This is a genomic window from Neobacillus sp. NPDC093127, from assembly GCF_044754175.1.
GTDB lineage: Bacteria > Bacillota > Bacilli > Bacillales > Cytobacillaceae > Neobacillus.
This window is the reverse complement of sequence record NZ_JBIVOP010000002.1, coordinates 321,188-332,254: the sequence shown is the minus strand read 5'-3', so window position 1 is coordinate 332,254 and position 11,067 is coordinate 321,188. Positions and strand designations below refer to the sequence as shown.

At 39.1% G+C, this 11,067-nt stretch carries 13 protein-coding genes; 7 read left to right on the top strand and 6 right to left on the bottom strand.

What is annotated here, in order from left to right:
- Nucleotides 1-193: 193 nt before the first annotated feature.
- From ACIQCO_RS04845 to ACIQCO_RS04820, 6 genes are all read left to right on the top strand, one after another.
- Complete coding sequence (locus ACIQCO_RS04845) at nucleotides 194-607, top strand: MarR family winged helix-turn-helix transcriptional regulator (protein WP_400426447.1); 414 nt, start codon at nucleotides 194-196, stop codon at nucleotides 605-607.
- A gap of 15 nt (nucleotides 608-622) precedes the next feature.
- On the top strand, nucleotides 623-1,837 hold the full coding sequence (locus ACIQCO_RS04840; RefSeq protein ID WP_400426446.1) for an MFS transporter: 1,215 nt from the start codon (nucleotides 623-625) through the stop codon (nucleotides 1,835-1,837).
- Between the two features lie 66 nt (nucleotides 1,838-1,903).
- Entirely contained in the window at nucleotides 1,904-2,173 is a 270-nt protein-coding gene (locus ACIQCO_RS04835; protein ID WP_400426445.1) for a hypothetical protein, read from the top strand.
- A gap of 36 nt (nucleotides 2,174-2,209) precedes the next feature.
- On the top strand, nucleotides 2,210-2,773 hold the full coding sequence (locus ACIQCO_RS04830) for an NAD(P)/FAD-dependent oxidoreductase (RefSeq protein WP_400426444.1): 564 nt from the start codon (nucleotides 2,210-2,212) through the stop codon (nucleotides 2,771-2,773).
- Between the two features lie 179 nt (nucleotides 2,774-2,952).
- Entirely contained in the window at nucleotides 2,953-4,464 is a 1,512-nt protein-coding gene (locus ACIQCO_RS04825; protein WP_400426443.1) for an MDR family MFS transporter, read from the top strand.
- Nucleotides 4,465-4,724: 260 nt separating this feature from the next.
- A complete protein-coding gene (locus ACIQCO_RS04820; RefSeq protein WP_400426442.1) occupies nucleotides 4,725-5,699 on the top strand; it encodes a nuclease-related domain-containing protein in 975 nt (324 codons plus the stop codon).
- A 234-nt stretch (nucleotides 5,700-5,933) separates the two neighbouring features.
- Here ACIQCO_RS04820 and ACIQCO_RS04815 read toward each other — a convergent pair whose 3' ends face one another.
- From ACIQCO_RS04815 to ACIQCO_RS04790, 6 genes are all read right to left on the bottom strand, one after another.
- On the bottom strand, nucleotides 5,934-6,329 hold the full coding sequence (locus ACIQCO_RS04815) for a cytosolic protein (RefSeq protein ID WP_400426441.1): 396 nt from the start codon (nucleotides 6,327-6,329) through the stop codon (nucleotides 5,934-5,936).
- 119 nt (nucleotides 6,330-6,448) lie between these two features.
- Nucleotides 6,449-6,592 (bottom strand): hypothetical protein, encoded by a 144-nt coding sequence (locus ACIQCO_RS04810; RefSeq protein WP_400426440.1) that lies wholly within the window; start codon nucleotides 6,590-6,592, stop codon nucleotides 6,449-6,451.
- Nucleotides 6,589-7,824, bottom strand: coding sequence for a helix-turn-helix domain-containing protein (locus ACIQCO_RS04805; RefSeq protein WP_400426439.1), 1,236 nt, complete (start codon nucleotides 7,822-7,824; stop codon nucleotides 6,589-6,591). Before ACIQCO_RS04805 ends, ACIQCO_RS04810 begins: the two co-directional genes overlap by 4 nt.
- 269 nt (nucleotides 7,825-8,093) lie before the next feature.
- Nucleotides 8,094-9,032 (bottom strand): magnesium transporter CorA family protein, encoded by a 939-nt coding sequence (locus tag ACIQCO_RS04800; RefSeq protein WP_400426438.1) that lies wholly within the window; start codon nucleotides 9,030-9,032, stop codon nucleotides 8,094-8,096.
- 405 nt (nucleotides 9,033-9,437) lie between these two features.
- A complete protein-coding gene (locus ACIQCO_RS04795) occupies nucleotides 9,438-10,346 on the bottom strand; it encodes a cation diffusion facilitator family transporter (protein ID WP_400426437.1) in 909 nt (302 codons plus the stop codon).
- Between the two features lie 116 nt (nucleotides 10,347-10,462).
- Nucleotides 10,463-10,603 carry a hypothetical protein gene (locus ACIQCO_RS04790; RefSeq protein ID WP_400426436.1) on the bottom strand — a complete coding sequence of 47 codons (141 nt, stop codon included), beginning with the start codon at nucleotides 10,601-10,603 and terminating at the stop codon, nucleotides 10,463-10,465.
- A 271-nt stretch (nucleotides 10,604-10,874) separates the two neighbouring features.
- On the opposite strand from ACIQCO_RS04790, the gene ACIQCO_RS04785 reads away from it, so the two are divergent.
- Nucleotides 10,875-11,048: a YozQ family protein gene (locus ACIQCO_RS04785; protein WP_400426435.1), complete on the top strand. Its 174-nt coding sequence runs from the start codon at nucleotides 10,875-10,877 to the stop codon at nucleotides 11,046-11,048.
- Nucleotides 11,049-11,067: the final 19 nt, after the last annotated feature.

Sequence of the window (11,067 nt, the reverse complement as noted above, 5' to 3'; positions counted from 1 at the left end):
TTTATTTCAGGGATTTCCGTCAACTTGAGCATGGTTTCCGGCAAATTTAAATGGGATTCCGTCCAAACTGATTCTGCCAGCAAAAACCATTCAACTACACTCCAAATCGTGAACATTTCTTGACAATTAATATAAAAAGGAATATAGTTACCTAGGTAACTAATTTATATTTTTGGAGTGAAATCAATCCCTAATGAATAGCCACGAATTATTCCATACGCTTCATCAGCTTTCACGACAGCTTACTAATAAACTTAATGAAGCTTTGAAACCATTTGGATTATTTAATGCCCAGTGGGCCGTTATCTTTGTTCTGAACAAAAGGGGCTCACTTACCCAAAAGGAACTTTGTGATTACCTATTTGTCGAAGCACCGCCAATGACCCGTACCATCCAGCGGCTTGTCAAACAAGGATATGTAAAACAAGTTCCAGGCATAGATAAACGCGAGAAACATGTTCAATTAACTGAAGAAGCTTTAAAGCTTTATCCTGAATGGGAAAATGCTGTGAATGAAGTCAACCATGGATTACTAAAACATTTTCCATCAGCATCGCAGGAAGAACTTTCCAAATTGCAGAAAAGCTGGTTACATCAGCTTCTATAAAAAGGAGTGCATCATATGAATAAACCAAAACTTTGGACAAAAGATTTTATCAGTGTTTCTTTAAGTAACTTTTTTCTATTTTTGACTTTTTATATCCTGCTTGTCACACTTCCATCCTATGCGCTGGATGAATTACATAGCAGTGCGTCACAAGCAGGACTAATGACTACGGTATTTTTACTATCTGCTATCGTCTCACGTCCGCTTGCTGGACAATGGATGGAACGGGCTGGGAATAAAAAGGTCCTGTTAACGGCGCTTATTATTTTCGCAGCCGCTTCACTTTTTTACTTTTTCCCAAAAACTATTACCGGCTTTCTCGTGGTTCGTCTATTGCACGGTATTGGGTTTGGTATGGCGACAACTGCGGTAGGTACTATCGTTGCCGATCTCATTCCCGCCGCACGGAGAGGCGAAGGAATGGGCTACTTTGTCATGTCGACCAATATGGCGATGGTCATGGGTCCATTTGTCGGTTTGTTGGCTATTCAACAATGGGGCGCGAAAATTCTATTTATTCTAAGTGTCATTGTCGCGATTGCTTCCTTGATTACCGGCCTAAGTGTGAAACTTACAAAAACGGTAGAGCCTAATCATGTAGAAGTCCTTTCATCCTTCTCGTTCCGTAACCTTTTCGAAGCTTCTGCCGTTCCGATTGCCATTGTTGGCAGCTTCCTAGCTATCGTCTATTCTGCCCTTCTTTCATTTGTATCGATCTATGCAAACGAAATTCACCTGGCAAGTGTTTCAAGTCTGTTCTTTGTCGTCTATGCGATCATTCTGTTACTTTCTAGACCATTTACCGGCAAATGGCTCGATCAATATGGTCCTAATGTGATTACCTATCCTTGTCTGATTCTTTTTGCATTTGGGATGTTTGTATTAAGCCAAAGCGGCGGTGTGGTGACATTTCTTCTGTCTGCGGGATTGATTGGATTGGGCTGGGGAACGCTGTTTCCGACCTTCCAAACGATTGCGATTCAAGATGCTGCACCTCGAAAACGAGGGCTTGCGACAGCGACCTTTTTATCCATCTATGACATCGGGATTGCTTTGGGGTCGTTTTTAGTCGGCTTGATTGCTGCAAAAATGGACTATAGCTCTTTATATTTCTATTGCTCCTTCTATGTCCTATTTGGTGTGGTTCTCTTTTACTTCCTTCATACGAAAAAGAAAAATGCATCAGCAAAACAAGAAACTCAACAATCATCTAGAGTGCAAGAAATATAAAATATTTTTACAATACTCCTTCAAATGTTATATAATGGTTTGAACAAATTAGGAGGAGTGTTAATAATGGCGAAATCCAGAGCAAAAAAATTACGTGAAAAACTGACCCGTGAAGGACAAATGAATCCGGTAGTAAAAAGGAGTCCGTTTGTTTTTACAGACATGCGCGAACGAACAACGAAGACAAAAAAGGATCATCTATACCAGTTTAAACACAAGAACCATCAATCCGCAGACGGAAATGATGGTTCTTTTTTATTTCATAGCAATTTCGCTTTCCAAATATCTCAAAATAAGCAGTTTATTTTACATTCTACTTCCGTTGAGATAGGATAATATTGTTAAAATCTAATAAATTCGGAGGTTTTGGAGATGTATGATGTAGCAATCATTGGAGCTGGTCCTACTGGTGCAAGTGCTGCTTTATTTACAGCAAAAGCTGGGAAGAAAACATTGGTCATTGATAATGACAAGAGCGTTACCAAGAGAGCTTGGATTGAAAATCATTATGGTGTCGCAGAAATCACCGGCCAAGACCTGGTAGAAACGGGTAAACAACAAGCACGCAAATTCGGTGCGGAAATAGTAACAGCTACGGTTACAAACGTAAGTAAAACTGACAATGGATTTAAAGTAGAAACTGATCAATCAGAATTTGAAGCCAGTCATGTCATTATCGCAACTGGGATGATGGCTGACCTAGCTGAAAAAGTCGGCTTAACAACCAAGCCCGGAACTGAACCAAGAATTAAAACAATTCTTGATGTCGATGCAGCTGGAAAAACAAATATTGATGGCATCTGGGCTGCCGGAACCATCGCCGGTGTTAGCATGCACACGATAATTACAGCCGGAGATGGTGCAAAGGTTGCCATTAACCTAATTAGCGAGCTAAACGGCGAACGATATGTTGACCACGATATTTTGAAAAAATAATACTTGAATAACAATGAAGGAGACTCAAAAAGGGTCTCTTTTTTTATTCGTTGACAAGGTTACTCCTTCCTTTTAAAATTGCATTATCTTTACTACCATTTTTTGAAAATGTAAGCCAAGAAAAGTGGACTTATTTTTTTCCAGTACTAACATTACATGATCAACTAAGGAGACAATTTATGATCAAAAAAGACAGTAATCTTAAGCCCGTTGTTGCCGGTATCCTCTTGGCGATTTTAATGTCGGCCATGGATAATACGATTGTCGCGACGGCGATGGGAACCATCGTTTCCGATCTTGGCGGCTTTGACAAATTTATCTGGGTAACTTCAGCCTATATGGTAGCCGTTATGGCGGGGATGCCGATTTTCGGGAAACTCTCAGATATGTACGGCCGAAAACGCTTTTTTATCTTTGGATTAATCGTTTTCCTTGTTGGCTCCGCTTTATGTGGGATTGCCCAAAGTATTATTCAGTTAAGTATTTATCGGGCGATTCAGGGGATTGGCGGCGGTGCACTTATGCCAATCGCCTTCACGATTGTGTTTGATATTTTCCCGCCGGAAAAGCGCGGAAAGATGACCGGCCTGCTGGGAGCCGTATTCGGTGCATCAAGCGTTTTAGGACCGTTACTTGGAGCCTACATTACGGATTATATTAGCTGGCATTGGATTTTCTATGTAAATGTTCCACTTGGAATTATTTCACTTATTTTAATCAGTCGTTTTTATCATGAATCTCTTAGCCACTCCAAGCAAAAAATTGACTGGATTGGGGCCATTACACTTGTTATTTCTGTTGTTAGCTTAATGTTTGCCCTTGAGCTTGGCGGTAAAGAATATGCTTGGAAATCGATTCAAATTGTCAGCTTATTTTCAAGCTTTCTTGTCTTTTTCGTTGCCTTTTTCATTGCTGAGTTAAAGGCGGAAGAACCTATTCTACCGCTTTGGCTTTTTAAGAGAAGGCTGTTTGCGACCTCGCAAATTCTAGCTTTTCTTTATGGTGGTACATTTATTATTTTAACCGTGTTTATTCCGATTTTCGTTCAAGGAGTATATGGCGGCACCGCCAAAAATGCCGGCTTAATTTTGACGCCCATGATGCTGGGCTCTGTCGCGGGAAGTTCTGTTGGCGGGATTTTCTTAACCAAGACGTCGTACCGAAATCTGATGGTTATTTCTATTATATCTTACGTTGTCGGGATGTTTTTCCTTGGCAGTATGACGGTTGATACTGCCCGCTATCTATTGACGATTTATATGATTCTAGTCGGATTCGGAGTAGGTTTTTCCTTTTCATTATTGCCGACTGCATCGATTCATAATTTGGAGCCGCAATATCGCGGCACCGCAAACTCTACCAACTCATTCCTGCGTTCGTTTGGGATGACACTTGGCGTTACGATATTTGGTACGATTCAGGGTAATATATTTCAGGATAAATTGAAAGCAGCATTTGCAGGTATGCAGGGTGCAGGTAATTTTAAAATGGGTGATCCGCGTGAAATTTTTCAAGCCGATAAGCGTGCCGAGATTCCTGACTTTATTTTATCTAAATTTGTTCATGCGATGTCCGATTCGATTACTCATACATTCTTACTAGCGTTGATACCGATTGCGCTTGCAGGAGTGACCATCTTTTTCATGGGGAAATCCCGGGTAGAAGTGAATAAGCAGCCAGCAAAGAACTGATGAAACAAGCACCTTGAATGAGGTGCTTGTTTTTTAGTATGGCTAAAATCGCGGTGGTTTATCGATTCGCCCATAGAACAGCGGAATCCGCCCATTGGAGGCTAAAATCCGCCCATTGAAACTAGATATTCGCCCATTGAGTGCTAAAATTCGCCCATTGAAGAATATGTTAGAAATTTCGTAACAAATTTCGATAAAATTCGGCAGGAAATACGGGCTTCTCATTAGAATTTATTCGTAAAATGAAAGGAGTGATGATTTTGATTATAAAGGAAAGAACAAAACCGTTTGTTATGCTTATTTTGGAAGCCTTAGTACGGCGTCTCCCGTTGAGTCACCAAAAATACCAGTTAATATGGGAGGAGCTTGGCAGGCGGCAAGCCGGATACCAGGGAGAGAAATCGCTTGATTACTATTACCGGGAGCTGCCGAACGAGAAATACATGATACTCCATGATTTAAACCTTCAAGATGGAGACTATAACTGCCAAATTGATACCCTTCTTCTAACTTCAGAATTCGCCCTAGCGATCGATGTAAAACATTTTGCTGGTAAGTTAATTTTTGATACTGAAAATGAACAGCTTATTCAAATTCATAATGGGAAAGAAAAAGGATTCCCCTATCCTATTGCACAGGGAGAAAGACATCAGAAATACATAAAGAAACTTCTTGCAAAACATCATTTCCCTCCAGTTCCTGTTGAATATTTAGTGGTTATCAGTAATGGGTATGCTTCCTATGTTGTAACTGGGAACAAAGCCTACAAAGTGAAACCGCGAGTATGTAAGGCAGATGTCTTCTTAAACAAGATGGAGCTTTTGGAAAAACAATATTCGAATCCGCTTCTTACTGCCAAAGACCTCCGTAAGCTTTGCCGCCTCCTAGTGAAAATGAATACCGTGCCGACAAGTTACATTTTGAAAAAATACGGTATTCAGAGACCGGACCTTTTAACGGGTGTTCACTGTCCTACAAACTCTAATCATTTCCTTATTCGGAAAAATCAAAATTGGTACTGCCCTTCATGCGATACTTTTTCAAAAGATGCGCATTTGGATGCATTGAAGGATTACTTTCTGCTGTTTGGTTCGACAATAACCAATCAGCAGTTTCGGGAATTTGCGCATTTGAAATCACATGATACAGCAAAAAGATTACTGCAATCTTGTAACCTTCAATGCTTCGGGAAGAACAGATACCGGTACTATGCACCTAAGAACCTCCCGTGGTGAACTTCTTTAATATGGGTGAAAATTAAATTCGCCGATAGAATGGCAATATTCGCTGATTGGACATCGAAATTCGCTGATTGAACTTGCATATTCGCTGATAGACACCAAATATTCGCTGATAGAAAATGTATTTACCAAACCAGAACATGAAATTAGCTTGAAAAACGAAAAAAGGACGCCCATATTCGGTGTCCTTTCCCATTTCTACGGAAAATTATCTGTTTTTCCTACTTCCTAGACCTCAAGATCCTTCCCCTCTTCAACAATATGGAACAATAGATGCGCCAGGTGATGAACTGGGCCGTATTCCTCTTCCTCTTCGTCCGTTTCTTCATTAAATTCCAGATCATTTAAGAAAAGTGCCATGAATTCGTAAAAGTCCTTCAGCTGGAACGAGTAGCAGGCAACCGGTTCTTCACTTTCCTCTTCATATTGCAGTACCATATATGAGAGATCCCCATCAATGTCTGCCGCATCGAAAAAAACAAAAAAGCCAATGTTTGTGTCAAGTTCAAATAAATGCCTTGTACCGCCTTCTGTTGCCTTTTCAAATTCCTCTTGATTTAGTTTTTGAATCTGCATGCTATCAACATTATCTTCTTGATGAAAACCAACAACGAATGATTTCATGGTATCCTCCTCAGTCCTATTACGAAATTTTAAAACACATATTGGTAGGATACCCTTTTTCACGTGGATTTCATTCTTTAAAGCAAAAAAAATCCCCCTGATAAATCAGGGGGACCAGGTCAAATTGGCGGAAGAATTGGATGGTCTGCTGTTGTGGAAGTTTGTGCAACATCACCTGATGCTTTTGAACTATCAGCACCATTTGACGAAGATAAAAAGACTAGTAAGGAAAGTGAAAATAATAGAATTACCGCTTTTTTCATTGCGTTTCCTCCTCATGTATTTTATTTAAATAATTAACTGATTCCAGATACCTTTCCTGCTGCGAATAGAAATCAGAAATCATTTTGTAAAAACGGTTAAGATCGTTATGGTGCTCATTGGTCGCTTCCAGATATGGTATAACTTTTGTTTCAAGGTATTTAAATGCCTTTTCAGCCGCAACCATATGCAGTAAATAAAATTCAGCTAATAGGCGATATTTCTTATTATTAAGATCCTTAGCTAAAGAAACGACAATTTGAAAATACTCTTTCGCTTTAGCTTTATCCTGGAGAGCATATTTGATTTCTGCAATTGAATACAGAGTTACAAGATAATGCGTATCCTTTTGAAGATTTAATGCCAAGCTTTTTTCATAATAGTGTAAGGCTTCTTTTGGATTTTTCTTTTTATTTTTCAAATAACCCATATTATGATAAATCTGCGGCAATAGCTTCTCTTGTTTCAGGATATCTGCGTTGCGGATCAAATGCCCGAAGCATTCTTCTGCTTCTTCATAAATATTGGCGTAGGTGTAGTTAATTCCTAAGAGGATAAGAGAATGAAGAATGCGAAAAAAGTTGTGCTCATTCATGTACATCTGCAATGCCAGCTTGCCAAAATGAATCGCATGTCCTGATTGCTCAAGGGCACTTTTTACAAAGGCACGAAAATAAAAAAATTCTGCCTTGGCCGTTTCATTACTTGGGTCATTGTACAATGCATCAAGTATTTCGTCGGCGGCTTTGTATTGTCCCTTCACTATTAAAAGTACAGCATTTGCGTATAAAAATAAATACTCTTCATGTTGGGAAAAATTTTTCTTTTGTTTGAATAATAAGTCTCTTTGCAATTCTGCTTCCGCTCGTAATCCCTTAAATAATAGATACCTATATTTGGTTAATTCGTACGTATAAATAAATTTTGAAAATGGAATGATATGCTCCATTTCCTGCAGCTCTTGATAAACTTCGTCTACTTTGTCTTTTAAGTAATAATTGATCTGTTCACTAAGCTGTTTTAACAACAGTTGAATGGTTCCTTCCTTTTCTTCCATCTCTTCCAGGCTAATTTCCAGTCTCTTGAGTAAAAGGGAAACCGTGGCCTCATTGGCTTCTTTTGAGTTGTTTTCAATCTTACTTAAATGCGGGACAGAGCATATTCCTTTTGCCAGCTCCGTCTGTGTCATTCCTCTTTGCGTTCGATAGAATTTAATCAGGGCACCGAATTCCATAATGCCACCCAGCCCCTCTCGTTTCTTACCATTTTACTATATTAGATACAATATTTACAATTTATTCAGAATATTTTTCCATATTTTAATACTTTTCTAGACGACAATAGTAGATACTAATACATTTAATAGCATAAAAAACTTGGGAAAATTTTTAAGTTTATTAAAATACGATGGATTTTCTTTTAAAAAAATTATATAAAGCACTGCCGCTGCAATAATATGAAACCCGCCTCTTTATAAAAAAGGCGGGTTTTTTGGCTGGCAGTCTAGAAATATTTCTTTTTCCAAAAAATAAAGGCGGTTACCGTCGATAACAGACTACAAATTAATAACGTAATAATAAAGGCATGTGGATTATTTTGAAACGGTAAATCCACGTTCATTCCGTAAAGACTGAACACCATCGTTGGGAATGACAAAATGATGGTAATCGAAGTTAAAAATTTCATCACAATGTTTAGATTATTTGAAATGATCGATGCGAAGGCATTCATCATCCCCGTTAAGATGGAGCGGTACGTTTCTGCCATTTCAATTGCCTGTGTTTTTTCAATAATCACGTCTTCTAATAAGTCCTTGTCTTCTTCATACATTTTTAAATAACTAAAGCGCAAAATTTTATCGAGGACGACCTTATTTGATTTTAAGGAGGTGGTGAAGTAAACCAAACTCTTTTCTAAAGCTAGAAACGCAAATAGTTCTTTATTTTTTAACGATTGGTGAACAACCCGTTCGATTTCATTTGTTTTCTTGTTAATTTGTTTTAAGTAACGAAGATAATAAGAAGAAATGACAAAAAGAATCTGCAGGGCAAAGCGTGTCTTTTTAAAGGTAAAGAACTCCTTCACTCTGTTTTTCCTGAATTCTTCTAATATCGGTGAATCTTTTAAGGAAACGGTAATGATACATTCATCAGTTAGGATGATGCCAATTGGAATCGTCTCATAACCAGCAAAACCTGTTTCATCATGGATGATATATGGGAAGTCGACGATGATATAGACCCGGCCGTCATCCCGTTCAATTCTCGGACGTTCCTCATCATCGAGGGCATCTTTAATAATATCGATATCAACCTGGGCATCATTTGAAACCCTTGCAATTTCTTCTGCTGTCGGAGCGTAGATATTGACCCAGCAGCCTTTTGTAATCACATCAACTTTTTCTAAAACCTTTTCTTCCGTACTTTTGTAAATTTCCAGCATACGAAAACCTCCTCACTCACTTTGTTTGAGGAAGCCAACAACCTTTTCCAGAGTTGATATTCAAGATATTCAATTCAATCCATTCAAAGACATTGACTTCCCCTCGCCTCTTGGGGTCCGGGTCTAAGGAATAACTCAAAAATATCAACTCCTTTTAACTTTTAATACTATCAGATTTTATATCATTGGACTTTGAGAATTGTCCAGCTCCAGCGCCCTAGCGGCTAGTGTCCTTCGCTCTCCGCCCTACGATAAGTCAACATCGAATCGCCTCCGGCTCTTCGTGTTTCCTTTATCTCAGTTGGAGCGCTCCAGGCCATACGCCGCTGACCAGGGCGCTTGCGCTTTTCTTAATTATCCTTCCCTATCATAAACCGTAATGCTTGAAAGTTCAAAGGAAGTTTTTTAGGAATTTTGTTTATCCTCAGGAAAATAGGGATTTAAATGAATTAATACCTCTCTAATGTTATCATTATTTTCCATCAACTTCCTTTTAATTGATTTGGCCAAATCATGCCCCTGCTTGATTGTTTTGAAGTGGTCGATGGCTATTCGTAAATCCACTAATACATAATGGCCAAGTTCGCGTGCCCGAATTCGGTCAATCCGCTTTACCTCGGGAAATTCTGAAATGATGGCCATGTATTCCTGAATAATCACTCCGTCTATATTACGCTCGAGCAGGATATCAAATGCCTCTGTTAACATTTCCTTCGCGATTTTAAAAATTAAATAGGCGACAAAAATACTCGCAGCCTTATCCCCGTAAAGCAGAAAATGGATATCGAGACGCTCGCCCACAATCGAAATGAGTACGCCAATTGCAGCTGCAATCGAGGCCACGATATCTGCCTTATGATCAAAGGCAATCGCTTCGATTGCCTTGCTATGATTCTGTTTAGCAACTCGTAATGAACTCCGATATAACACAATTTTAGTAATAAATGAAAAGAGCGCGACCCACATGGCCAAAAAGCTTGGTGATTCCACTTTTTGAAAGAAACCGCTGATCCCTTCGTATGCGACATAAATGGACACCAGCAGCAGCAGGATGCCAATAATTTCGGAAACGATGACCTCTGCCTTTCCATGCCCATATGGATGTTCTTTATCTGCTGGCTTATCAGAAATTTTTATCACCAACAAAACGATAACGGAGGCAAACACATCTGCTGCCGAATGGATTCCGTCTGCAAACACAGCGTCACTATTTCCATACCTGCCAATGATTATTTTCCCTAAAGTAAGAATAATATTGCTAATTACGCTTATCCAGGCTACTTTTTTGGCTATCGTTTCTCTCATTTCCACCATTATCCACCCCTCCTGAATCCACCTAGAAATCATAACAAACCTGACCTAAATGGGTCTAGAGAAAAAGTCTTGCCCGGTTGAAGATTAGTTAGCCTCAGGCAACCTTAACCAATGAGTCATGATTCTTCAAGTCCATCCATGTCCTGTTTAATCATTTCCACTTCTTCGACAACGGAAATCTTATTAATTTGGTCGTGCAGAAAGTGAAAGGCTTGATCTAATTCTTCGCGGGATGGAAAGTTATCTTTCTGTTTCATTTATTTAACCTCTTTCATTTTTTGTGGAAAAGGGGCGGAGCGCCGCATAAACGATTCGGTATAATCAGTTGAAGTGAAAATATACATTTCGTACTTTGAATAGGTGAAGCCGAGCTCTGCTCACACCGCCTTTATTATGTTGGTCTACTACTCAAATAAAATACATTTCCATGCAAGGGTTGGGAGTTGAAACTTATGTTAGTTTTTTGAGTAAAATTTTTAAAAAAAGAAGAAAATACCGATGTACCAACAATAAAAAGGAGTGTTTATTTTGGAAAAAAAGAATTCGACAGCAACTGCTGAAATCGCCGGACGTACCTACCAAGCAAGCGATTATCAAAAGAGTGATCCTCTTTCCTCTGGACTAGCGACCACACATGAACAAGTTAGTGATTCTTACATGGAAGGCGATATTAGTTCTGACAATGATTCTTCTGAAGGGTAGGAAATTAGCGAAAACAGCT

Bases quoted from the DNA above. Each gene is read 5' to 3' on its own strand.
- ACIQCO_RS04795 (WP_400426437.1), bottom strand. From the start codon at position 10,346: ATGGTGGAAATGAGAGAAACGATAGCCAAAAAAGTAGCCTGGATAAGC.
- ACIQCO_RS04800 (WP_400426438.1), bottom strand. From the start codon at position 9,032: ATGCTGGAAATTTACAAAAGTACGGAAGAAAAGGTTTTAGAAAAAGTT.
- ACIQCO_RS04805 (WP_400426439.1), bottom strand. From the start codon at position 7,824: ATGGAATTCGGTGCCCTGATTAAATTCTATCGAACGCAAAGAGGAATG.
- ACIQCO_RS04840 (WP_400426446.1), top strand. From the start codon at position 623: ATGAATAAACCAAAACTTTGGACAAAAGATTTTATCAGTGTTTCTTTA.
- ACIQCO_RS04810 (WP_400426440.1), bottom strand. From the start codon at position 6,592: ATGAAAAAAGCGGTAATTCTATTATTTTCACTTTCCTTACTAGTCTTT.
- ACIQCO_RS04790 (WP_400426436.1), bottom strand. From the start codon at position 10,603: ATGAAACAGAAAGATAACTTTCCATCCCGCGAAGAATTAGATCAAGCC.
- ACIQCO_RS04815 (WP_400426441.1), bottom strand. From the start codon at position 6,329: ATGAAATCATTCGTTGTTGGTTTTCATCAAGAAGATAATGTTGATAGC.
- ACIQCO_RS04845 (WP_400426447.1), top strand. From the start codon at position 194: ATGAATAGCCACGAATTATTCCATACGCTTCATCAGCTTTCACGACAG.
- ACIQCO_RS04835 (WP_400426445.1), top strand. From the start codon at position 1,904: ATGGCGAAATCCAGAGCAAAAAAATTACGTGAAAAACTGACCCGTGAA.
- ACIQCO_RS04825 (WP_400426443.1), top strand. From the start codon at position 2,953: ATGATCAAAAAAGACAGTAATCTTAAGCCCGTTGTTGCCGGTATCCTC.
- ACIQCO_RS04830 (WP_400426444.1), top strand. From the start codon at position 2,210: ATGTATGATGTAGCAATCATTGGAGCTGGTCCTACTGGTGCAAGTGCT.